Genomic DNA, 21877 nt, shown 5'->3' on the forward strand with positions numbered 1-21877 from the left:
CGATGCCCTGGATGGACACCGGCCGGCGACTGCGAGTCATATACGGCCGATAGTGATCATCTCTTTCGTACGACGACGAAGTCCGCGAGCGCGACGAACTGCGCCCGTACGTGGTCCTGCATCTGGACGGAGTCAAGGGCCTCGATGGCGACGGCGTACTGCCGGCGCGCCTCCTCGGCGGTCCACTCGCGGCCGCCGGCCTCCTCGATGAGGGCGGCGCGGGCCGCGAACTCCTCCTCGGAGAAGGTGTCGAAGTCGATGCTCTTGGCGTCGGCGGCGAGGAGTTCACCCAGCCGCTCGGACGCGGGGCCGCCCGCGGCGAGCGCGGCGACGACGGGCAGGGACTTCTTGCGCTGGCGCAGATCGCTCCAGGTCTGCTTGCCGGTGGCCTCCGGGTCGCCCCAGATGCCGAGCAGGTCGTCGACGGCCTGGAAGGCGAGGCCGAGGTGGTAGCCGTACTTCTCCAGCTGGTCCGCGGTCCGGTCGTCGGCGCCGCCGAGCACGGCGCCGATGGAGGAGGCACAGGCCAGCAGGGCGCCGGTCTTGTTGCCCTCCATCTCCAGGCACTCCTCGACGGTGACCCGCTCGCGGTGCTCGTAGCTGATGTCCTGCGCCTGCCCGTCGATCAGGGCGCGCGAGGCGGCGGTCAGACGGCGCGTGGCGCGGCCGGCCTCGACGGTGCCGAGCTCGAGGAGCACCTCGTTGGCGAGGGCGAAGAGCGCGTCGCCGACGAGGATGGCCTGCGCCGGACCGTGCACCTTCCAGACGGTGTCCCGGTGGCGGCGCTGTTCGTCGCCGTCCATCAGGTCGTCGTGCAGGAGCGAGAAGTTGTGCACGAGCTCGACGGCGACCGCGCCGGGCACGCCCACCTCGGGCGCCGCGCCGGGGACCTGGGCGGACAGCACGGCGAGCGCAGGGCGCACCGCCTTGCCGCCGTCGCCGTCGGCCGGGTTGCCCTGGGCATCGATCCAGCCGAAGTGATAGGCGGCGACGGTGTCCATCGGGGGCGCGAGGCGGTCCACGGCGGCCCGCAGCACCGGGGTGGCCAGGGTCCGGCCGCGCTCGAGCAGCGCGGTCACGTCCACCGCGTCGGCGGCCGGTTCGGCCGAGGGCACAGCGGGCACAGGGTCTCCTTTTGTTGCGTCGCCGGGGGCCGGATGGTCCGCCCCCTGGAGATCGAGCTTCATGCCGCCTCCCGGAACAGATGACCGCGTGGGCGGTCGAGTGCGGCGAGAGCGGCATCAGCGGCGCTGACACCGCTGCGTACCGCGCCTTCCATGGTCGCGGGCCACCCGGTGGCGGTCCACGCGCCGGCCAGGTACAGGCCGGGGGCGTTGGTGCGGGCCGCGGGCCGCAGCGCGCCGACACCGGGGGCCGGCGCGAAGGTCGCCGTGCGCTCCCGGGTGACGAAGAAGTCGTGTACCTTCGCGCCCCGAGCGGCGGGCAGCAGCCGCTCGAACTCGGGCAGGTAGCGCTCGCGGAGCACGGCGACGGGCTCGTCGATCTCGTCCTGCGCGGCCGACTGCGACACCGCGAGGTACTGCCCCTCGGTGAGCCCGGACGCTTCCGTACGGTCGAAGACCCACTGCACCGGCGAGCCGAGCGCGGTGAAGAAGGGCCGCTTGAGGACCTTGCGGTCGTAGACGACGTGCAGGTTGAGGATCGGCGCGGTCCCGATGGCGAGCAGCCGCTCGGCGTCGTCGAGCGCTCCGTCGGGCAGCAGGTCGTACGTCTCGCGCTGGGGCACGGCGAGGACGACGGTGTCCGCCGCGATCCGCTCCCCGGGAACCTCCACGCTCCAACGTCCGTTCTCGGTACGGGAGATGGAGGTGACGCGTGTACGGAGTTCGGTGCGTACACCCGCGGAGTCGAGCGCCTTGCGGGCGAGAGTGTCGTGAAGTTCACCGAGGGGGACGCGCGCCCAGCCGATGTCGGCCGCGCCCGGTTCGGACAGCAGCCCGGTCTTGAACACCATGGCGGCGAGCCCGAGCGAGGACTCTCCGGCGACGGCGTTCAGAGTGGCGACGCCCACCAGGTCCCAGAGGGCCTCGACGGCGCGCCGCGACTGGCCGTGTTCGGCCAGCCAACTGCCGAAGTCCCGTTCGTCCAGGGCAGGATCGCCCAGGTCGAGCCCCTTGAGGGCCAGCGCGGCACGCCCTACGTTGGCGCGCTCGGCGAGCGAGAGGTGCGGATACGTGGCGAGGCTCGCGGCGAGATGCAGCGGTACGGGCAGCGCGGTGCGGCGCAGTCTGCCGAGCCGGTTCCTGTCGGCGTCGAGGACGGGTACGTCGAGACGTTCCTGAAGGGGCGACAGGGCCGCGCCGTCGATACGGTCGAGGAACCAGCGGTAGGCGGCGCAGCAGCGCAGGTACACGTGCTGGCCGTTGTCGATGGTGAGGTCGCCGCGCTTGAAGGAGAACGCGAGACCGCCCAGCCTCGGGCGCCCTTCGAGCAGGGTGACGTCGAGGCCCGCGTCGGCGAGCGCGAGTGCGGCCGTGGTCCCGGCGAGACCGCCGCCGACCACGACCGCGGTCTGCCGTCCGGTTGCTTCGGCGGTGTCCGCGCCCGGCCCGTCGGGCCGCATGTTCCCGGTGCTCATGCGCCCTCCCCTCCGGCCGTTCCGTCAGTGTGCGCGCGATGGTTGAAAGACGCACGGCAAGCCGCTGAAGTCATGGACGCCGCGTCGGCGTGGAGGGTTGCCCGCCGTTTCCCGTCGGTGCGGACCGCTCTGTCGGAGGCGCTCATCGGGCACGCCTCCTGAGGTGCTGCCGGGAGACGCTGCGGGCGTCGAGACCGGACAGGCCGCGCACGGCGACGTACGCCTTCTCGCGCCCGGGGAGCGAGACACGGCCGCGCAGGACGGCCTCGGGCTCGCGCTCGATGCGGTCGAGAAGGCGCCGGTAGATGCCCGCCATGGCGGCGACGCAGGCGCCACTGCGCCGGTCGAGCAGCGGAAGGAGCCGGTACCCCTCGGCGAACAGGGCGCGGGCGCGGCGCACCTCGAAGTGCACGAGGCCCGCGAAGTCCGAGCCCGCCGGCGGTGTCGGGGCGTCGAAGCCGGCCGAGCAGCCGAACTTGGCGAGGTCGTCGGCGGGCAGGTAGGTGCGGCCGTCCGCCGCGTCCTCCCGCACGTCACGCAGGATGTTGGTGAGCTGGAGCGCGAGCCCGAGCGTGTCCGCGTACTCCGAGGCGCGCTCGGCGCCGCGCGCGCCCGGCTCGGTGCCGAAGATGCCGAGCGAGACCCGGCCGATGGCGCCGGCGACGCAACGGCAGTAGACCTTCAGGTCGTCCCAGGTCTCGTACGTCTCGCCGCGCAGGTCCATGAGGACGCCGTCGATGAGTTCGTCGAGGCCGCCGAGCGGGATCGGGAACTGGTGCGCGGCATGCGCGAGGGCGACGCCCACCGGGTCGGTGTCGTCCTCCGCCACGTCGCCGTCGCGCACCCGGGCGAGCAGTGCCCGGGTCTCGTCGAGCCGGTCGGCCTTGACGTCCGGCGGCAGCGCACCGTCGCCGATGTCGTCGACGCGGCGCGAGAACGCGTACACCGCCGACATGGCACGCCGCTTGGCCGTCGGCAGCAGCCTGATGCCGTAGGCGAAGTTACGTGCCTGCTGTCCGGTCACGGTCTCGCAGTAGCTGTACGCGGCGAGTACCGCTGCCGACACGTGCTGGTCTGACTCCACGGTCCGGCTCACCCCTCTCCTCGCAGAGTCGCTCCCACCTCACGCAGCAACCGGAGCTTGGTGGGCTTGGGCGGTCCAGGAAGTACGTCGTACGAAACGGCGGCGATCGCGCTGACCGCCGCCTTCCCCCCTGCCACGAACCCGGCAAGCAGCAGCTTCAACCTGCCGTGGACGCTACCCACGAGGGGGGTGCCTTCATTCAGGAGACCGAGGGCGCGTTCGGCCTCGAACGCGACCAGGGCGCGCACCGATGCGCCCGCCGTGGGAGCGGCGAGGTCGGACTCCTGGACATGGAACTGTTTCATGTCCTCGACGGGCAGGTAGATGCGCCCCTGCCGCAGATCCTCGCCGACGTCCTGAAGGTGTTCGACGATCTGCAGGCCGGTGCACACGGCGTCCGAGCGGCGGATGCGCTCGGGGGTCGCGGTGCCGGTGATCGCGAGGACGAGGCGGCCGACCGGATTGGCGGAGAGCTCGCAGTAGGCCAGCAGGTCGTCGTAGGTCTCGTAGCGCGTGACCAGCTGGTCCTGGCGGTTGGCCTCGATGAGGCCGAGGAAGGGCTCGGGGGTGAGGCCACGGCGGTGCACGGTGGGCTGCAGGGCGCGCAGGAGGGGGTGACGGGGGGTCGATTCGAACACCCGGTGAAGGTCGGTCTCGAAAGCGTCGAGCAAAGCCAGCCGGTCCCCGTCGGCCCGTTCGGGTGACACGCCCAGGAGGCGGGCGTCGGCACCGCCGGGAGCGAGGTCGCCGTCACCGATGTCGTCGACGAGGCGGGCGAAGCCGTAGACCGCCATCAGGTCGTCGCGCCAGTCCCGGGGCAGGAAAAAGGGGGCCACCGGAAAGTTCTCGTCGGCGGCCTTGTCGAGTGTCGCCCCGGCCGGGGACCCGGCGGGCGCTCCCGATGATCCCGTCACCACGCGCTGCCCGGTACTAGGACGGCGAAAGCATCGTGGAGCTGGAGAGTTTCCATAGCCATTGCCGTCACATCTCCCGTTCTACACTGCTGACCCAAAACATCCTATTTCGGACACGCCGCCCACCCTTACGCGCGGCAGACCGACCCCTGAGTCAGGGTGTCGCGCATTATCGCCCCTTTGCCGCGAATCGGCACCGGTACAGCTTACGTTGCACAACCGGCCCCGCCCCGACGGGGTTTGCTGCAGATCACAACAACACACCGATCGACCCCAAGATTCCCTGCACGCAAGGAAGTTGACCTCCACTTGACCTCGGCGGGAATCAGTTGCCATCTACATGCATATCAAGGCCCCGCCGAAGAGATCCCGACGGGGCCTTGAGACGCGAGACGGGTGCACAGGGTTGCCCGGGGGGCCGCCCCGGCTACTTGCCCGTGAACTTCTCGTACTCCTTGAGTACCTCAGCTGTCGGACCGTCCATACGCAGCTCGCCGCGCTCCAGCCAGAGCACGCGGTCGCAGGTGTCGCGGATCGACTTGTTGTTGTGGCTGACGAGGAAGACCGTGCCGGCCTCCTTGCGCAGCTCGCGGATGCGGGCCTCGGAGCGCTTCTGGAACTTGCGGTCACCCGTGGCCAGGGCCTCGTCGATCATGAGGACGTCGTGGTCCTTGGCCGCCGCGATGGAGAAGCGCAGCCGCGCCGCCATGCCGGAGGAGTAGGTGCGCATCGGGAGCGTGATGAAGTCGCCCTTCTCGTTGATGCCCGAGAAGTCGACGATCTCCTGGTAACGCTCCCGGATCTGCTCGCGGGACATACCCATCGCGAGCCCGCCGAGTATGACGTTCCGCTCGCCCGTCAGGTCGTTCATGAGCGCCGCGTTCACACCGAGGAGCGAGGGCTGGCCATCGGTGAAGACCTTGCCCTTCTCCGCCGGCAGGAGCCCGGCGATCGCGCGCAGCAGGGTCGACTTGCCGGACCCGTTCGAGCCGATCAGGCCGATCGCCTCGCCGCGGTACGCGGTGAAGGTGACGCCCTTGACGGCGTGCACCTTGCGGACCCCGCGCTCGTCGCCGCGCTTGACGATGCGGCTCAGCGCGGAGGTCGCGCTGCCCTTGCCCGTCTTGGCGCCGTTGACGCGGTACACGATGTGCAGCCCGTCCGCGATGACGGTCGGAATGTGTCCCTTGCCTGCGTTCTTGCCCAGGATGTCTTCGTCAGCCACGGCCGTACCGCTCCTCTGCCTTCCAGAAGTAGACGAAGCCGCCGACGGCGACCAGCACCGACCAGCCGGCCGCGACCGCCCACACGTGCGGCGGCAGGTTCCCGGAGCCGTATCCGTCGATGAGCGCGAAGCGCATCAGGTCCATGTAGATGGCGGCCGGGTTCCACTGCAGCAGGTCGGCGACCCACGCGGGCTTGTCGGCCAGCATGATCGGGATGGAGAACATCACGCCGGACGCGTACATCCACGTACGCATCACGAACGGCATCAGCTGCGCCAGGTCCGGGGTCTTCGAGCCCAACCTCGCCATGATCAGCGCGAGTCCGGTGTTGAAGAGGAACTGGAGCGCGAGCACCGGGATGATCAGCAGCCAGGACAGACCCGGGTAGCTGCCGAAGCCGACCGCGACGATGAACAGGACGATCATCGAGAACAGCAGCTGCTGGAGCTGCTGGAGCGCGAACGAGATCGGCAGCGAGGCCCGTGGGAAGTGCAGCGCGCGCACCAGGCCCAGATTGCCCGAGATCGCCCTCACGCCCGCCATCACCGAGCTCTGCGTGAAGGTGAAGACGAAGACGCCCGTGACCAGGAACGGGATGTACACGTCCATCGACATGCCCCGGCTGGCGTGCAGGATGAGGCCGAAGATGAGGTAGTACACGGCCGCGTTCAGCAGCGGCGTCGCCACCTGCCAGAGCTGGCCGAGCTTGGCCTGGCTGTACTGGGCGGTGAGCTTCGCCTGCGAGAAGGCGAGGATGAAGTGACGCCGCCCCCACAGCTGGCGGACGTACTCGAACAGGCCCGGCCTGGCACCACTGACGGTCAGACCGTACTTGGTGGCCAGGTCGGCCGGGGACAGCCCCTCGTCGGGCGACGGACGCGCGGTCACCGCGACACCGCCGTCATGCGTTGTCTCACTCACTAGTGGAAACTTTCGTCTTCAAAGTGCGCAGCCTGGTCGGGTAGGCACGGGCCAGGGACCGGGGTACGGGCCGAATGCTCTCAGACACGAGCTTGTCAGATGATGGGAGGTCGGCCCAGTCGGGTCAGGCGCCACACCGTACGCCACTTCATGGGACGCCTGGGGCCGCACGGGCTCGTCCAGCCTTCCTTGAACCCGCCGAACCAGGCCTTGAGCGCAGGTCCGGAGGGGCGGCGGGCGAGCGTGAGGAGCAGCCAGACCCCGAGGTAGACGGGGACGATGAGCGCGGGCAGATTACGGCGGGCGAGCCAGACCCGGTTCCTGGCGACCATACGGTGGTAGACCGCGTGCCGGGAAGGAGCCGTCGTCGGGTGGTGCAGCACCATGTCCGCGCGGTAGTCGATCATCCAGCCCGCGTCGAGGGCACGCCAGGCGAGGTCGGTCTCCTCGTGGGCGTAGAAGAACTCGTCGGGCAGGCCGCCGACCTCGGCGAGGACGCTGGTGCGCACCGCGTTGGCGCCGCCGAGGAACGTGGTGACGCGCGAGGAGCGCATCGGGTCGGCGGCGCGCAGGCGCGGGACGTGACGGCGCTGGGTGACACCGGTCTCCGGGTCGGCGATCCGGAAGCTGACGATGCCCAGCTTCGGATCGGCCTCGAAGGCCTCGCGGCACAGCTGAGCGGTGTCGGTGTTCGGCAGGAGGCCGTCGTCGTCGAGGAAGAGCAGCACGTCCACGTCGGAGCCCGAGGGCCCGAAGGCCTCGATGCCGACGTTGCGGCCGCCCGGGATACCGAGGTTCTCGGGCAGTTCGACGGTACGGACACCGGCGGGGACGTCGGGGACCGGGGAGCCGTTGCCGACCACGACCACCTCGACCCGGTCGCCGTCCTGCTTGGCGACGGAGTCGAGGAGGGCGCGCAGCTCCTCGGGGCGGTTGCCCATGGTGATGATCACCGCGCCGACCTTCATCCGCGTACTCACTTCAGCCTGCTCGACGCCAGGATGGACACCAGGTGCAGCAGGGTCTGGAGCAGCGCGATGCCGGCCAGGACCGCCACGCCCAGGCGCGTGAAGAACAGGTCGCCCCGGATCTGGTCGACGATCGCGAGGACCAGGATCAGCAGCGACGCCTCGATGCCGAGGATGAGGCGGTGGAACTTGAGCGCCGACGCCGCCTTGCGGGCGAGCGCCATGCCGGAGGCCTGGATCTCGGACGCGGACTCCTTGACCTGCTCCTTGCCGCTCTGCGCGCGGGCCACGCCGACCAGGTCCGTCTCGGCCTTGATCAGGATGGCGCCGAGCGCGGCGAGCGTGCCGAGGAAGGCCCACAGCCAGTCGATCCGGCCGGAACCCCACAGGTCGGCGGCGCGCAGACCGAAGCCCACGAGGACCGCGGCATCGGTCAGGTACGCGCCGACACGGTCCATCCAGACGCCGGTGAGCGAGTACTGCTTGCGCCAGCGGGCGATCTCGCCGTCGACACAGTCGAGCAGCAGGTACAGCTGGACCGCGACGACGCCGAGGACGGCACCCCAGATACCCGGGACCAGCAGTGCGGGGGCCGCGAGGACGCCGCAGACGGTCATCAGGTAGGTCAGCTGGTTGGGGCTGACCTTGGTGTTCACGAGGTGGCGGTCGATGCGCAGCGAGATCTCGCGCATGTAGAGCCGGCCGCCCCAGTGCTCGCCGCTGCGCCGGTCCTTCACCCCCGCGGGGTGAACGACCGGGCGCAGCTCAGCTACTGATGGCTTTTGCATAGTCGGCGTAGGCGTCCCTGATCTGGTCGGCGTTGAGGTTGAGGTGCTCGAGGATCGTGTAGCGGCCGGGGCGCGTCTGCGGGGCGAAGAGCACCGCGTCCACGAGGTCCTGGTCGCTGTAGCCCATCTCCTTGGCGAGGACCGGCAGGCCGTGCCGGCGCAGCGTCTCGACCATGTCCTTCGCGGTGTCGTGATCACCGCGAAGGAACGTGGCGAACGCCCCGCCGAACCCGCACTGCTCCCCGTGCTGCGCGTTGCGCTTGGGGAAGAGCAGGTCGAAGGCGTGGCAGATCTCGTGGCAGGCGCCCGAGGCGGGCCTCGAGTCCCCGGCCACGGACATCGCGAGACCGCACATCACCAGCGACTCGGCGAGCACGCTGAGGAAGTCGTCGTCACCGATGCCGCCCGGGTGCCGCAGCACCGCGTGCGCGGCCTGGCGGGCCATGGCGGCGGCCAGGCCGTCGACCTGCTCGCCGTTGACCTCGTGCGAGAGCTCCCAGTCGGCGACGGCGGAGATCTTGCAGATGACATCGCCGATGCCGGCCCGGACGAACCGGGCGGGGGCGTCCCGGATGACGTCGAGGTCGATGACCACGCCGATCGGGCTCGGCACACCGTACGAGCCACGGCCCGCGTCGTTGTCCAGCGTCGCGACCGGAGAGCACAGACCGTCGTGCGCGAGGTTCGTGGCAACGGCCACCAGCGGCAGGCCCACCCGGGCCGCCGCGTACTTCGCACAGTCGACGACCTTGCCACCGCCCAGCGAGACCACCGCGTCGTAGCGGCCCGCCTTCTTTATCGAGTCGGCGAGCTTGACGGCGCCGTCGATGGTGCCGTCCGCGTCGTCGAACCAGTCCGCGCCCGGGAACGCCGGTGCGAACCGCTCCCTGAGGACCTTGCCGGAAGCGCCATTGCTGATCGCGAAGGCGAGCTTGCCGGTGGGGGCGATGCGCTGGTCGGTGAGGATGGTGGCGAGGTCGTCCAGCGCGCCGGCCCGGATGTCGACGACGACCGGACTCGGCATGAGCCGGGTCAGTACTGGCACGCGATCTCCCGGGCCTTGGCGAGGTCGTCGTGGTTGTCGATCTCGACCCACTTCACGTCGCCGATCGGGGCGACGTCGACCTTGAAGCCGCGGTTCACGAGCTCCTGGTAGCCGTCCTCGTAGTACAGCTGCGGGTCACGCTCGTACGTGGCCTTCAGGGCGTCGGCCAGCTCGTCGGCGGCCTCGCCCTCGATGAGGGTGACGCCGATGTACTCGCCGGTGGCCTCGGACGGCTCCATCAGCTTCGTGATCTTCTGGACGCCCGTCTCGGGGTCCACGACGACCTTCATCTCCTCGTCGCCCAGGTCCTTGACGGTGTCCAGGGCGAGGATGATCTTCTTGCCGTTGCCGCGGGCGGCGAGCAGCGTCTTCTCCACGGAGACCGGGTGCACCGTGTCGCCGTTGGCGAGGATCACCGTGTGCTTGATGGCGTCACGGCCGCACCACAGGGAGTAGGCGTTGTTCCACTTCTCGGCGACGTCGTTCTCGATCAGCGTCAGCTTCAGGCCGTACTTCGCCTCGAGCGCCGCCTGGCGCTCGTAGACGACCTCCTTGCGGTAGCCGACGATGATGCCGACCTCGGTGAGGCCGATCTCGGCGAAGTTCTTCAGGGTGAAGTCGAGGACGGAGAGCTCGTTCTCGGTTCCCTCGCCCGCGACGGGCACGAGCGCCTTGGGGAGCGTCTCGGTGTAGGGGCGGAGCCGGCTGCCTGCGCCGGCGGCCAGGACGAGGCCGATCATGCGGGTTCTCCTTCATCGTGTACGGCGGGTGCTCCAGCAGAGACCCAGAAGCGGATGCTCTCGGCGAGCACCACGAGTGCCACGAACCCGGCGAGCGCCGTGAGCGCGACGGTGAAATCTGTTGCGGTGAGCAGCACGGCGATCGCGGTGACCACCAGCGTCCTGCCCTCGTGCCCGCCGATCGCCCGGACCAGCCAGTGCGGGGGCGCGCCGGTGCCACCGCGGATGCGGTACACCGTGTCGTAGTGATGGTAGGCGACCGCGGCCACCAGTCCGAAAGCCGCCGGCAACGCTCCGTTCACGTCCGCTTTCGCTGCGATGAGCAGGATCGTGCCGTATTCGGCGGCGCGGAAGACGGGAGGGACCAGCCAGTCGAGGGGGCCCTTGAGGGGGCGCGAGACGGCCGCGGCGGAGGTCAGCGCGTAGACGGCGGCGCCGAGGACGGGCCACCAGCTGCCGTAGCCCGACAGCGCGGTGGCGAGCACGAGGGCCAGGGCGCCGAGCGCCGCGATCGCCGGGGCCATGTGACGAGGCACACCGCGCACCGCGCGCTGGAGCAGTTCACTCAGCGGCCCGCTGTCGGAGAGCTCCGCGAGGGCCTGCGCGGCCCGGTCCGTGCGGGTGGCCCGGCGGGTCAGCGAGCGCAGGACGCGGCCGGCCGTGGTGTACGTCGCCGCGAGGGCGCAGCCGATCAGCAGGACGATGAACGTGATGCGCGGCGTCGTCAGCGCGGTGAGTACCGCGATCAGGGCCCAGCGTTCGCCGATCGGCAGCACTATCATCCGGCGCACCCAGACCGTCCACCCGACGCTGTCGAGCTTGTCCGAGAGGGCCGCGGTGGGGCTGGTGTTGGCCGTCGCGTCGTGGTTCGCCTCGTTGAAGGAGAAGTCCACGACATGGCGGCAGGTCTGCAGGACCATCGCGCCGAGCGCGAGTGCCCACACGTCGTCACCGCCGCGGGCCGCGCCGAGCGCGAGGCCCGCGTAGTAGGCGTACTCCTTGGCGCGGTCGAAGGTCGCGTCGAGCCAGGCGCCGAGCGTCGAGTACTGCAGGGAGTAGCGGGCGAGCTGCCCGTCCGTGCAGTCCAGGACGAAGGAGAAGAGGAGGAGCAGCCCCGCGGCGACAAAGCCGGCGCGGGTGCCGGTGGCCGCGCAGCCCGCCGCGATCAGCGCGGTGAACAGCGAGGCGGTCGTCACCTGGTTCGGGGTGAGACCGCGCCGGGCGCACCAGCGGGCGATGTAGCGGGAGTACGGGCTGATGCAGTAGGTCGTGAAGAAGCCGTCGCGGGCCTTGACCGCCGTACGCAGCCGGATCGCCTCGTCGTCGACCGCGGCGACCGCCTGGCGGGCCTCGTTGCGGGCCTGCGGGTCGGCGGGCACGGCGGCGACGAGCTCACCGAGCTCGGGGTGGTGCACCTCGGTGCCGGACGCGGTCAGGCGCTCGGCGACGCGGTCGGCGAGCACGCCGGCCAGGGTGCCGGCCCGCGCAGCGGAGTCCGTCGGGGAAGACCCCTGGGCGGCGTCGCGCAGGGCGCCGGTCAGCGCCTCGCGGGCCGCGGGCTGTACGGAGACGGCTCCGGGGACGGCCGAGGCGGCGAAGCGGGGGTCGGTGAGGCCGAGGCGCAGGGCGTGGGTGTGACCCACGAAGCCCGCGTCGACGAGTGCGACCCGCTGTCCTGCCGGGACCGCGGCGAGCGCCGCCCCTGCCTGTGCGGCGTCCGGGGCGAGCCGCACGTCGAAGCCGAGTGCCCGCAGCTCGCCCTCGAGCGACGACCCGGGTACCGGCTGACCGGTGACGATGGCGGTCGACAGACGAACTCACTCCTTGGATTGCCTGCACGCCGGCGCAGCGGGCGCAGGCGTGGTGGGGGCGCCCCGGGCCGAGATCGGCCGGGCGGCACGTCGGCAGAGGCTATCGGATGATGAGAAGCGGACGTTCACCGCCCGTTTACGGCCCGATAAGAGCGGTCTGAGTGCGCGCGACCGCCCCGTCATCATTGTCGATCAAGGCCCCGCCCCACAAACCGCCGGTCGCGCGAGGGCCCGGGAGGGCACATAGGGGCACGCTCTAGGGTGGTCGACCATGACATGGCTGATCACAGGTGGAGCGGGTTATATCGGGGCGCACGTGGCGCGGGCGATGGCTGCCGCCGGTGAGGACGTGGTCGTCGTCGACGACATCTCGACCGGGGTGGCCGAGCGGCTGCCGTCGGACATCGAGCTGGTCAGGGGCTCGGCCCTGGACCCCGAGCTGGTGCGGCGGGTGTGCGCCGAGCACTCCGTGACCGGTGTGGTGCATCTCGCCGCCCGCAAGCAGGTCGGGGAGTCCGTGGAGCGGCCCGAGCTGTACTACCGCGACAACGTGGGCGGCCTGGCGGTACTCCTGGACACGGTCGCCGCGGCCGGCGTGCGGCGCTTCGTCTTCTCCTCGTCCGCGGCCGTGTACGGCAATCCGGATGCGGATCTCATCACCGAGTCCACGCCGTGCGCGCCGATGAGCCCCTACGGCGAGACGAAGCTGGCGGGCGAGTGGCTGGTGCGCGCGGCCGGCCGCGCGCACGGCATGGCGACCGTGTGCCTGCGCTACTTCAACGTGGCGGGCGCCGCCGCCCCCGAGCTCGCGGACACCGGCGTCTTCAACGTGATCCCGATGGTCTTCGACCGGCTGAGCCGCGGCGAGGCCCCCCGGATCTTCGGCGACGACTACTCGACGCCGGACGGCACGTGCGTACGTGACTATCTGCACGTCGCCGATCTCGCCGAAGCCCATCTCGCGGCCGCGCGCCGGCTCACCGAGCCGGGCGCGACGGGCGATCTGACGGTGAACATCGGCTCCGGCGAGGGCGTCTCCGTCCGCGAACTGGTCGATCTGATCTCCGAGGTCAGCGGCGACCCCCGGGCGGCCGTGGTCGAGCCGCGCCGCGCGGGCGACTCCCCGCGTGCGGTGGCCGTCGCGGAACTCGCGGCGAAGGAGCTCGGCTGGGCGACGAGTCGCGGCGTGCGCGAGATGGTCGAGTCGGCGTGGGCGGGCTGGCAGCTGCGGCACCCGGAGACCGCCGGCAACTGAGCCGCGCGAGGCCCTGACCTGCACCCATTTCCGCAGGTCAGGGCACATGACAACGGTGTTCAGTGCAGTGTTTGCAGATACCCCCTACCCGTAGTTCACTGTGATCGCGGGGGCGGCCGACGAGGTGCGCCGATGAACGGACGGAGGGCGGTTTCCATGGGGGCCGGACACGATCACGGGCACAGTCACGCGCCCACGGGCACGGCCTCGGCCGCGCATCTGGGCCGGCTGCGCATCGCGCTCGGCATCACGCTGACCGTGATGGTGGTCGAGATCGTCGGCGGGGTCCTCGCGGACTCGCTCGCACTGGTCGCGGACGCCGCCCACATGGCGACCGACGCGCTCGGCCTCGGCATGGCGCTGCTCGCCATCCACTTCGCCAACCGTCCCGCGAGTGAACAGCGCACCTTCGGCTTCGCGCGCGCCGAGATCCTGGCCGCGCTCGCCAACTGCCTGCTGCTGCTCGGCGTCGGCGGCTATGTGCTGGTCGAGGCGATCCAGCGGTTCATGGAACCCGCCGAGACCCAGGGCGGGCTCACGATCGTCTTCGGCGTGATCGGCCTCGTCGCGAACATGATCTCGCTGTCGATCCTGGTCCGCGGCCAGAAGGACAGCCTCAATGTCCGCGGCGCCTTCCTCGAGGTGGCCGCCGACGCGCTGGGCTCGCTCGCCGTGATCGTCTCGGCGACGATCATCCTGACCACCGGCTGGCAGGCCGCCGACCCCATCGCCTCGATCGCCATCGGCCTCATGATCGTCCCGCGGACCGTGAAGCTGCTGCGGGAGACGCTGAACGTCCTCCTCGAAGCGGCTCCGAAGGGCGTCGACATGGCGGAGGTGCGCGCACACATCGTGGGGCTCCCCGGCGTCCTGGACGTCCACGACCTGCACGCCTGGACGATCACCTCGGGCATGCCCGTCCTGTCCGCGCACGTGGTCGTGAGTTCGGAGGCCCTCAACGCCATCGGGCACGAGAAGATGCTCCACGAACTCCAGGGCTGCCTCGGCGTCCACTTCGACGTCGAGCACTGCACGTTCCAGCTGGAGCCCGTCGGACACGCGGAGCACGAGGCGAAGCTCTGCCACTGACCGCTCATCACCCAGGGCCAGGCATGCACACCGCGTGCTACGTTGGCCATGGATCTTCGAGGAGGTGGGTTGATGACTGTCGTCGCGGTGAGCGCTGCCCCGCGCAGCGACAGGTGCATCCCCATCACCCGGGCCACCGGCTGACCCTCCCCCTTTCGGTAGTCGGGGTGCGCGTCGGCGGGGCCCTCACACCCAAGGGTTCGAACCGTTGACAGACAACGTCGTACGTGACGCCTTCTTCGCCCTGCACCACGCGCTTCCCCGGCAGGGCCCCGGCTCCGACACCACCACCCTGCGCCTCCTCTCCCTCGTGGGGCCGCTGCCCGAGCGCCCGCGCGTGCTCGACCTCGGCTGCGGCCCCGGCCGCTCCGCCCTGCTCCTGGCCGCCGAGACCGGCGGCCAGGTCACGGCGGTCGACCTCCACGAGCCGTTCCTCGACGAACTGCGCGCCGCCGCGAAGGCTCGGGGCCTCGCCGACCGGATCCGCCCCGTCAACGCCGACATGGGCGAACTCTCCTGCCAGGACGCTTCGTTCGATCTCATCTGGGCCGAGAGCTCGGCGTACTCCATCGGCTTCGACCACGCGCTCCGGCGGTGGAAGCGGCTGCTCGCCCCGGGCGGCTCACTCGTGCTCACCGAGTGCGAATGGACCGTCGCCGATCCGTCCCCCGAGGCACGCGCCTTCTGGGAGCCGCACTGCGCTCTGCGGACGACCGAGGAGAACATCCGGGCCTGCACCGGCGCCGGGTACTCCGTGCTAGGCGTCCACCGGCAGCCCGAGTCCGACTGGGACGAGTACTACGGCCCGCTCGCCGAGCGCGCCGACGCCGCGGATCCGCAGACACCCGGCATGGCCGAGGCCCTCGCCGGCGCGCGCGCCGAACTGGCGATGCGGCGCGACCACGGCGAGGACTACGGCTACACCGGCTACGCGCTGCGCCCCGCGGCGGCGTGGCCCACGCGGCCGGAATCGGCCGCCGACGCGGCGGCCGTGCACGCCGTGAACGCCGCCGCCTTCCCGACCGAGGCGGAGGCCGACCTGGTGGACGCCCTGCGGGCGGACACCGACGCATGGCTGCCCGGCCTGTCCTACGTCGCCGAGGCGCCGGACGGCACCGTGGCGGCGCACGCCCTGATCACCCGCTGCCTGGTCGGCGGCACGCCCGCGGCGGCCCTGGCACCCGTCGCGGTACTTCCGCGACACCAGCGCACGGGCGCCGGTTCGGCCGTCGTCAAGGCGGTACTCGACGCGGCACGCGCGCGTGGAGAGCGGCTCGTCCTCGTGCTCGGACACCCGGAGTACTACCCGAGGTTCGGCTTCACGCCCGCCTCCGGATACGGCATCCGGCCCGGGTTCGAGGTGCCCGACGAGGCGATGATGGCGCTCGTCGTGGGCGCGGCGGACGGTTCCTGGCAGGTGCCGCAGGGCACGATCACCTACCCGGCCGCTTTCGGCGTCTGACCCTGTGCATGTCCCGCCCGGCCCCCGGGCGGGACATGCGGGCGCTGCCAAGTGCCGGGACTGTCTGTCCGGTACGGCAGACTTGGGGCTCGAGGACCGAAGCGAAGGATGGGTATGCCGACCACACCTGCCACCGCGGCGAACAGTTCGTCGAACGGCACCGGAGAAGCGATCTTGCTGGAACTCGTGGACGAGGACGGCAGGACGATCGGCACGGCGGAGAAGCTCTCCGCGCATCAGGCGCCCGGACAGCTGCACAGAGCGTTCTCCGTGTTCCTCTTCGACGAACAGGGCCGGCTGCTGCTCCAGCAGCGCGCGCTCGGCAAGTACCACTCCCCCGGTGTGTGGTCGAACACGTGCTGCGGGCACCCGTATCCGGGCGAGGCGCCGTTCGCCGCGGCCGCCCGCAGGACGTTCGAGGAGCTGGGGGTCTCGCCCTCGCTGCTCGCGGAGGCGGGGACGGTGCGCTACAACCACCCGGACCCGGACTCGGGCCTGGTGGAGCAGGAGTTCAACCACCTGTTCGTGGGGATGGTCCAGACGCCGCTGCGGCCGGACCCCTCCGAGGTCGGCGAGACCGCGTACGTGACGGCGGAGGAGCTCGCCGTGCGGCACGCCCAGGGACCGTTCTCGGCCTGGTTCATGACCGTACTGGACGCGGCACGGCCGGCGATCCGGGAGCTGACGGGACCGTCCGCCGGCTGGTGAGTCCGCCGGTCAGGCACCCACGGGTTCGAGGGGCAGGGCGGCCCAGATCACCTTGCCCCCGCTCGCCGTGTGCTCGACGTCGCACACCCCGCCCGCCTCCCGGGTGACCTCGCGTACGAGGAGGAGGCCGCGCCCGCCCGTCTGCCCGTCGGTGGCCTCCAGGGCCGTCGGGCGGTAGGGGTGCTCGTCCTCCACGGAGACGCGCACCCACTCGGCGCCGACGGCGACCTCCACCGCGAGGACGGGCGAGAGCAGGGCCGCGTGCCGCACGGCGTTGGTGACCAGCTCGGAGACGATGAGCAGCAGCCCCTGGACGAGGTCGTCGGAGGCGGGAACACCCTGCCTGACCAGCAGGTCACGTACGGCGTGCCGGGCCTGCGGCACGGACGCGTCGACGGCCTGCGCCGTGAAGCGCCAGACCCCCTCGTACGGCAGCGGACTTGCCGGCTCCTGCACGGGGGGCGCTCCCCCAGTGCCTTGAGGACGCGGGCGGGACCCCCACCCCTGGTCGCTCATCGTCCGGTCGCCGCCCTTGCGCTCGATTGTCACCACGCATCGAGTGTTGAGAATCCACTGGTCCATACCGAATGACTGACCAGAAGTCGGCAAGTATCGACGCAATTTGACCGTTGGCGTATGACAGCGTCAGGTGTGCGACTGATCCTGCCGTTCTAGTTTCCTCTCCGTGGCTATTCAGCGGATTCTTGCGAGGAGCCCCGGGCGTTCACGCCCGGGAGGAATCGCATCCACCGGGTGCGACGCGGAGCGTCGCCGTGATCTACCACAGGCCAAGACGGCCGCGGAGCGGCCCGGGGCGTTCCGGCGGAGCCGGGCCACGGCGGTGTGCGGTGGGGGCGGACGGTCGGGGCGGGTATCGCTCGTTGGGGTGGGGCGGGGGCGAACGTGTGGTGGGTGTTCGTGCGGGTGTATAGGTTCGTTGACCGTGAAGCTGGTGGCGCATCAACCGCAAGCGCGAGAACGACCGCAAGCTGCGGTCGAAACTCCAGAATAAGAACACCAAGTCCGCCAGGCGGCGGGCGAAGAAGCACGCGGGCAAGGAAGCCCGTCGTGCCAGGGACATCAACCACAAGATTTCGAAGCGGATCGTGGCGGAGGCTGAACGCACCGGTCGCGGGATCGCCCTGGAACAGCTCACGGGCATCCGCGAGCGGGCACGGCTGAGAAAGCCCCAACGCACCACGCTCCACTCCTGGCCCTTCGCCCAGCTCGGATCGTTCATCGCCTACAAGGCGAAGAAGGCCGGAGTGCCGATCATGTACGTCGATCCGGCGTACACCAGCCAGGAATGCTCGCAGTGCCACCACACCGCACGCGCAAACCGGCCCTCCCGGGCTGTCTTCTCGTGCCGGGTCTGCGGATTCGTTGATCACGCAGACCACAACGCGTCCCACAACATCCGCCAGCGCGGCTGGATGGCGTGGGTCTGCGGGGCCCGGTCAACGGCCCCCGAACTCACCCTCATCGCGTGAGTCCTGGACGCAGCCGAACCCATCACAGCCAGTGATGACTCGAGCAGCAAGCCCGGTCGTTTCACGACCGGGTAGTTGACGTTGTACGGGTTCGGACGCGTCACCGGCCGTCACGAGCCCCACGACGCGTCGGCCGGACCCTGCCCTGACGCCCCCTCGCAGGCCACCCTTGTTGATCGCACGTTCGAAACCTGCGGATAGCATCCGGCGCATGTCGCACACACCGCCGCAGCTCACCCACTCGGTCACCGACGGCATCGCCACCCTCGTCATCGACCACGCCGCCAAACGGAACGCCATGACGGACGGCATGTGGCGCTCGCTGCCGCCGCTGCTCGCCCGGCTCGAGGCCGACCCGGCGGTGCGGGTGCTGGTGCTGACCGGGGCGGGCGGGACGTTCTGCGCGGGCGCCGACATCTCCACGCTCGGCGGCTCGGGGTCGCGGGCGCAGGAGCTCGCGGTCGCGGCCGAGGAGGCGCTCGCGGCCTTCGCCAAGCCGACGCTGGCCGCGGTGCGCGGGTACTGCGTGGGCGGCGGCTGCCAGCTGGCGGCGGCCTGCGACCTGCGGTTCGCCGCCGAGGACGCGCTGTTCGGGATCACCCCGTCGAAGCTGGGGATCGTCTACCCGGCGGGCTCGACGCGCCGCCTCGCCTCCCTGGTGGGTCCCGCGACGGCCAAGTACCTGTTGTTCTCGGGCGAGTTGATCGGCACGGAGCGTGCCCTGCGGACCGGGCTCGTGGACGAGGTGCTCGCCGGGGACGAACTGGACAAGCGCGTCGGCGAGTTCGCTCGGATTCTCGGTGAGCGTTCGCAGCTGACGCAGGCCGCCGCGAAGGAGTTCGCCGAGGGGCGCGTGGACCGGGCCGCCCACTGGGCCGAGCAGGCGCGCGGAAGCGGCGACACCGCGGAGGGCGTCGCCGCGTTCCTGGAGCGCAGGAAGCCGCACTTCACGTGGACCACGTCAGGATGAAGCGGACCTCGTGGACCACCCCAGGGTGAAGGCGGCCTCCCGGACGCCCCTGGCCGGCCGGTCTCCCGGACCCCTCTCAGGGGTGAAGCCGGTCTCCCGGACTACTCCAGGATGAAGCGGCTCTCCGCGCGGAACTTCTCGACGAGGTGCGCGGGGGCCTTCTCGGGCGAACCGGCGTCGTAGGGCGGCTGCGGGTCGTACTCGGTGAGCAGCTGCACGGCCTGCGCGTGCTCGTCGCCCGCGATCGTGCCGACGAGGGTGAGGCCCATGTCGATGCCCGAGGAGACCCCGGCGGCGGTGACGTACTTGCCGTCGACGACGACCCGTTCGCCCGTCGGCTCGGCACCGAACTGCTTGAGGGTGTCGAGCGCCAGCCAGTGCGACGTCGCGCGGCGGCCGTCGAGCAGACCGGCCGCGGCGAGGAGCAGGGAACCCGTGCACACGGAGGTCGTCCAGGTGCTGGTGGTGTCGGCGGCGCGCAGCCAGTCGAGGAGCACCTCGTTGTCCATCTGCGCGCTCTGGCCCGGGCCTCCGGGGACGACCACGACGTCCGGGTCGGTCAGCTCCGACAGCGCCTTGTCGGCGGTGAGGGCGAGCCGTCCGGTGTCCGACCGCACGGGACCGGTGTGCTCGGCGACGAAGGTGAGTTCCGCGTCGGGCAGCCTGCCGAGCGTCTCGTAGGGGCCGACGGCGTCGAGCGCGGTGAAGCGGTCGAAGAGGACGATGGCGATCTTCATCAGGTGCCTTTCGGTCAGGATGTCCGGGATGCGGACGGGCGCCGGCCCGGTGATCGGGTTCCGGCTGCGCAAAAGCGGCGGCGGTACTCGGCCGGGGATGCGCCGAGCGTTCTGGCGAAGGCGCGGCGCATCGCTTCGGGGGTGCCGTAGCCACAGGCGCGGGATATCTCCTCGACACCGTCGGAGGTGTCCTCCAGGAGGCGGCGCGCCTGTTCGAGGCGGACCAGGTCGACGTACCGGCCCGGGGTCATGCCGGTCTCCGCCTGGAAGGCGCGGGCGAAGTGGCGTGGCGAGAGCCGGGCGCGGGAGGCGAGCGACTCGACGGAGAGGTCGTCGTCGGGGTGCTCGGTGATCCAGTGCTGGACCTCGCGCAGCGGCTCGCGCCGGGCGGTCTGGGCGGAGAGCTGGGCGCTGAACTGGGCCTGGTTTCCCGGGCGCCGCAGGAACACGACGAGGTGGCGGGCGACCGTCAGCGCGGTGTCGCGGCCGTGGTCCTCCTCGACGAGCGCGAGGGCGAGGTCGATGCCCGCGGTGACGCCGGCCGAGGTCGCCACGTTCCCGTCGCGTACGTAGATGGGGTCCGGGTCGACCTCGACGGCGGGGTGGTCGCGCGCGAGGCGGTCGCAGTACGCCCAGTGCGTGGTCACCCGGCGGCCGTCGAGCAGGCCCGCCTCGGCGAGCAGGATGGCGCCCGTGCAGACGGAGACGAGACGTCGTGCGCGCGGGCCGTGCTCCCGCAGCCAGGCGGTCAGGCGCGGATCCGGGCGGCGCGTGCCGCGGCCGCCGGGGACGAGGAGCGTGTGCGGCGCGGGCGCGTCGGCCAGTGCGTGGTCGGGGACGAGCGTGAGCCCGCTGGACGTGCGGACGGGACCGCCGTCGAGGGAGGCGGTGCGGATGCGGTACGTGTCCGCGGGGCGCGGCCCTTGGCAGAGCGCGGCGCCGGCGAAGACCTCTGCCGGGCCGGTCACGTCCAGGCTCTGGACCTCGTCGAACAACAGGATGAGCACGGTGCGGGCGGCCATACGGCCAGTCTTCGGGCACGGCACGGAGGCCGCAATGACGAGTACCCCACCATTCCTGCCATCGCGGGCCCGGCGCGGGGGAACGGTCCGGCGACGGTTCGGCGAACGGTCCGCGACCCGCACGTTCCATCCGTACCAACCAGTCGGTAACGTACTCGCATGACGACCTCCCCGGGTTCAGACCCCCGCGCCGCCCGCCGCTGTCACAACATGCTCAACCCGTTCCACTCGATGCACTACTTCTCGCCCGACCTGGGCAAGGAGCTGGGCGCCATCGGGATCACCCATCGCAGCGCGGCGTACTTCGCGGCCCGCGCGGCGGCGATGGGGGCCGTCGGCGCCGGGACCGTGACGGCGACGTTCTACAACTTCAAGCACGAACTCGTCGCCGAGCACGTGCCCGCGGTGTGGGAGACGGCCTCCCCGGAGACGGTCCTCGCGGCACGTGCGCGTGCCGTCGACTCGACGCTGCGCAGGCTCCTCGGCGACGAGATCGTGACCTCCCCGGAAATGGCCGAGGCGGCCACTCTCGCGCTGCGCGCCACGGAGGCCTGCACCCGCCACGCCCGGCCGCTCTACGCCGGCCACGCCGACCTGCCGGTGCCCGAGGAGCCGCACCTCGCGTACTGGCACGCCGCGACCCTGTTGCGTGAGCACCGCGGCGACGGGCACCTGGCCGCGCTGCTCGCCGCCGACCTCGACCCCGTCGAGGCGCTGGTGAGCCATGTGGCCACCGGCAAGGGCATGGCCCCGAAGTGGCTGCTCGCCACACGCGGCTGGACCCGCGAGGACTTCGACGCGGCCGCCGACCGTCTCCGGGAGCGCAAGGTGCTCGACGCGCAGGGCGAGTTGACCGACCTCGGGGTGGCGCTGCGCCGCGATCTGGAGGAGCAGACCGACCGGCTCGACCGGGAGCCGTACGCGCACCTGGGCGAGGCGGGCGTGGCCCGGCTCACGGAGCTGGCGGGCGGTTTCATGGGCACCGCACTCGGCGCGGGCGCGTTCCCGGCCGACCTGATCGGCAAGGCCGCCTGAAAGGCCACCCGGC

Annotated in this window: 22 protein-coding genes; 7 read left to right on the forward strand and 15 right to left on the reverse strand. The window is 71.1% G+C overall.

What is annotated here, in order from left to right:
• Window positions 1–56 precede the first annotated feature (56 nt).
• The 12 genes from OHO83_RS11150 to OHO83_RS11200 all read right to left on the reverse strand — a co-directional run bounded on the left by OHO83_RS11150 (window position 57) and on the right by OHO83_RS11200 (window position 12096).
• Window positions 57–1187, reverse strand: a complete 1131-nt coding sequence (locus OHO83_RS11150; protein WP_266675509.1) for a polyprenyl synthetase family protein — start codon at window positions 1185–1187, stop codon at window positions 57–59.
• On the reverse strand, window positions 1184–2599 hold the full coding sequence (hpnE, locus tag OHO83_RS11155) for a hydroxysqualene dehydroxylase HpnE (RefSeq protein ID WP_384670877.1): 1416 nt from the start codon (window positions 2597–2599) through the stop codon (window positions 1184–1186). Before hpnE ends, OHO83_RS11150 begins: the two co-directional genes overlap by 4 nt.
• Window positions 2596–2745: a DUF6380 family protein gene (locus tag OHO83_RS47015; RefSeq protein ID WP_353963504.1), complete on the reverse strand. Its 150-nt coding sequence runs from the start codon at window positions 2743–2745 to the stop codon at window positions 2596–2598. Before OHO83_RS47015 ends, hpnE begins: the two co-directional genes overlap by 4 nt.
• A complete protein-coding gene (gene hpnD / locus OHO83_RS11160; RefSeq protein WP_330279371.1) occupies window positions 2742–3695 on the reverse strand; it encodes a presqualene diphosphate synthase HpnD in 954 nt (317 codons plus the stop codon). Before hpnD ends, OHO83_RS47015 begins: the two co-directional genes overlap by 4 nt.
• Window positions 3692–4597, reverse strand: coding sequence for a squalene synthase HpnC (gene hpnC, locus OHO83_RS11165; protein ID WP_330280756.1), 906 nt, complete (start codon window positions 4595–4597; stop codon window positions 3692–3694). The genes hpnD and hpnC overlap by 4 nt, the downstream gene beginning before the upstream one ends.
• Before the next feature lie 427 nt (window positions 4598–5024).
• The gene (locus OHO83_RS11170) at window positions 5025–5822 is read right to left on the reverse strand and encodes an ABC transporter ATP-binding protein (RefSeq protein WP_266675507.1); all 798 of its coding nucleotides are present in this window, start codon (window positions 5820–5822) and stop codon (window positions 5025–5027) included.
• Window positions 5815–6744, reverse strand: coding sequence for an ABC transporter permease (locus OHO83_RS11175; protein WP_266675506.1), 930 nt, complete (start codon window positions 6742–6744; stop codon window positions 5815–5817). Before OHO83_RS11175 ends, OHO83_RS11170 begins: the two co-directional genes overlap by 8 nt.
• Before the next feature lie 95 nt (window positions 6745–6839).
• On the reverse strand, window positions 6840–7712 hold the full coding sequence (locus tag OHO83_RS11180) for a glycosyltransferase family 2 protein (RefSeq protein WP_382507714.1): 873 nt from the start codon (window positions 7710–7712) through the stop codon (window positions 6840–6842).
• A gap of 8 nt (window positions 7713–7720) precedes the next feature.
• A complete protein-coding gene (locus OHO83_RS11185) occupies window positions 7721–8500 on the reverse strand; it encodes a CDP-alcohol phosphatidyltransferase family protein (protein ID WP_266675504.1) in 780 nt (259 codons plus the stop codon).
• Window positions 8478–9545 carry an iron-containing alcohol dehydrogenase family protein gene (locus OHO83_RS11190; RefSeq protein ID WP_329433332.1) on the reverse strand — a complete coding sequence of 356 codons (1068 nt, stop codon included), beginning with the start codon at window positions 9543–9545 and terminating at the stop codon, window positions 8478–8480. The genes OHO83_RS11185 and OHO83_RS11190 overlap by 23 nt, the downstream gene beginning before the upstream one ends.
• Window positions 9533–10285 (reverse strand): phosphocholine cytidylyltransferase family protein, encoded by a 753-nt coding sequence (locus tag OHO83_RS11195; protein ID WP_330279372.1) that lies wholly within the window; start codon window positions 10283–10285, stop codon window positions 9533–9535. Before OHO83_RS11195 ends, OHO83_RS11190 begins: the two co-directional genes overlap by 13 nt.
• Window positions 10282–12096 carry a DUF5941 domain-containing protein gene (locus OHO83_RS11200; RefSeq protein ID WP_330280757.1) on the reverse strand — a complete coding sequence of 605 codons (1815 nt, stop codon included), beginning with the start codon at window positions 12094–12096 and terminating at the stop codon, window positions 10282–10284. Before OHO83_RS11200 ends, OHO83_RS11195 begins: the two co-directional genes overlap by 4 nt.
• A gap of 271 nt (window positions 12097–12367) precedes the next feature.
• On the opposite strand from OHO83_RS11200, the gene galE reads away from it, so the two are divergent.
• The 4 genes from galE (at window position 12368) to idi (ending at window position 16610) form a co-directional block, all read left to right on the forward strand.
• Window positions 12368–13351 (forward strand): UDP-glucose 4-epimerase GalE, encoded by a 984-nt coding sequence (galE, locus tag OHO83_RS11205; protein WP_330279373.1) that lies wholly within the window; start codon window positions 12368–12370, stop codon window positions 13349–13351.
• 156 nt (window positions 13352–13507) lie between these two features.
• Complete coding sequence (locus tag OHO83_RS11210; protein ID WP_266675500.1) at window positions 13508–14440, forward strand: cation diffusion facilitator family transporter; 933 nt, start codon at window positions 13508–13510, stop codon at window positions 14438–14440.
• A gap of 208 nt (window positions 14441–14648) precedes the next feature.
• Window positions 14649–15902, forward strand: a complete 1254-nt coding sequence (locus OHO83_RS11215) for a bifunctional class I SAM-dependent methyltransferase/N-acetyltransferase (protein WP_330279374.1) — start codon at window positions 14649–14651, stop codon at window positions 15900–15902.
• Window positions 15903–16016: 114 nt separating this feature from the next.
• Window positions 16017–16610, forward strand: coding sequence for an isopentenyl-diphosphate Delta-isomerase (gene idi / locus OHO83_RS11220; protein WP_266675498.1), 594 nt, complete (start codon window positions 16017–16019; stop codon window positions 16608–16610).
• A 9-nt stretch (window positions 16611–16619) separates the two neighbouring features.
• Here idi and OHO83_RS11225 read toward each other — a convergent pair whose 3' ends face one another.
• Complete coding sequence (locus tag OHO83_RS11225) at window positions 16620–17126, reverse strand: ATP-binding protein (RefSeq protein WP_329437692.1); 507 nt, start codon at window positions 17124–17126, stop codon at window positions 16620–16622.
• Window positions 17127–17569: 443 nt separating this feature from the next.
• On the opposite strand from OHO83_RS11225, the gene OHO83_RS11230 reads away from it, so the two are divergent.
• Window positions 17570–18100 carry an RNA-guided endonuclease InsQ/TnpB family protein gene (locus tag OHO83_RS11230; protein WP_330280758.1) on the forward strand — a complete coding sequence of 177 codons (531 nt, stop codon included), beginning with the start codon at window positions 17570–17572 and terminating at the stop codon, window positions 18098–18100.
• Between the two features lie 211 nt (window positions 18101–18311).
• Entirely contained in the window at window positions 18312–19070 is a 759-nt protein-coding gene (locus OHO83_RS11235; protein WP_266675496.1) for an enoyl-CoA hydratase/isomerase family protein, read from the forward strand.
• Window positions 19071–19171: 101 nt separating this feature from the next.
• Here OHO83_RS11235 and OHO83_RS11240 read toward each other — a convergent pair whose 3' ends face one another.
• Window positions 19172–19807: a DJ-1/PfpI family protein gene (locus OHO83_RS11240; RefSeq protein ID WP_329433336.1), complete on the reverse strand. Its 636-nt coding sequence runs from the start codon at window positions 19805–19807 to the stop codon at window positions 19172–19174.
• 14 nt (window positions 19808–19821) lie between these two features.
• Complete coding sequence (locus OHO83_RS11245) at window positions 19822–20829, reverse strand: GlxA family transcriptional regulator (protein ID WP_330279375.1); 1008 nt, start codon at window positions 20827–20829, stop codon at window positions 19822–19824.
• Between the two features lie 159 nt (window positions 20830–20988).
• Here OHO83_RS11245 and OHO83_RS11250 point away from each other — a divergent pair, with 159 nt between their 5' ends.
• Entirely contained in the window at window positions 20989–21864 is an 876-nt protein-coding gene (locus OHO83_RS11250; protein WP_266675493.1) for an SCO6745 family protein, read from the forward strand.
• Window positions 21865–21877: the final 13 nt, after the last annotated feature.

The organism is Streptomyces sp. NBC_00569 (assembly GCF_036345255.1).
Lineage (GTDB): Bacteria > Actinomycetota > Actinomycetes > Streptomycetales > Streptomycetaceae > Streptomyces.

Excerpts from the sequence above, each read along its gene's own strand:
- OHO83_RS11250 (WP_266675493.1), top strand. The coding sequence starts at position 20,989 with ATGACGACCTCCCCGGGTTCAGACCCCCGCGCCGCCCGCCGCTGTCAC.
- galE (WP_330279373.1), top strand. The coding sequence starts at position 12,368 with ATGACATGGCTGATCACAGGTGGAGCGGGTTATATCGGGGCGCACGTG.
- idi (WP_266675498.1), top strand. The coding sequence starts at position 16,017 with ATGCCGACCACACCTGCCACCGCGGCGAACAGTTCGTCGAACGGCACC.
- OHO83_RS11235 (WP_266675496.1), top strand. The coding sequence starts at position 18,312 with ATGTCGCACACACCGCCGCAGCTCACCCACTCGGTCACCGACGGCATC.
- OHO83_RS11240 (WP_329433336.1), bottom strand. The coding sequence starts at position 19,807 with ATGAAGATCGCCATCGTCCTCTTCGACCGCTTCACCGCGCTCGACGCC.
- OHO83_RS11245 (WP_330279375.1), bottom strand. The coding sequence starts at position 20,829 with ATGGCCGCCCGCACCGTGCTCATCCTGTTGTTCGACGAGGTCCAGAGC.
- OHO83_RS11210 (WP_266675500.1), top strand. The coding sequence starts at position 13,508 with ATGGGGGCCGGACACGATCACGGGCACAGTCACGCGCCCACGGGCACG.
- OHO83_RS47015 (WP_353963504.1), bottom strand. The coding sequence starts at position 2,745 with ATGAGCGCCTCCGACAGAGCGGTCCGCACCGACGGGAAACGGCGGGCA.
- hpnE (WP_384670877.1), bottom strand. The coding sequence starts at position 2,599 with ATGAGCACCGGGAACATGCGGCCCGACGGGCCGGGCGCGGACACCGCC.
- OHO83_RS11195 (WP_330279372.1), bottom strand. The coding sequence starts at position 10,285 with ATGATCGGCCTCGTCCTGGCCGCCGGCGCAGGCAGCCGGCTCCGCCCC.
- OHO83_RS11150 (WP_266675509.1), bottom strand. The coding sequence starts at position 1,187 with ATGAAGCTCGATCTCCAGGGGGCGGACCATCCGGCCCCCGGCGACGCA.
- OHO83_RS11185 (WP_266675504.1), bottom strand. The coding sequence starts at position 8,500 with ATGCAAAAGCCATCAGTAGCTGAGCTGCGCCCGGTCGTTCACCCCGCG.
- OHO83_RS11180 (WP_382507714.1), bottom strand. The coding sequence starts at position 7,712 with ATGAAGGTCGGCGCGGTGATCATCACCATGGGCAACCGCCCCGAGGAG.
- OHO83_RS11225 (WP_329437692.1), bottom strand. The coding sequence starts at position 17,126 with ATGAGCGACCAGGGGTGGGGGTCCCGCCCGCGTCCTCAAGGCACTGGG.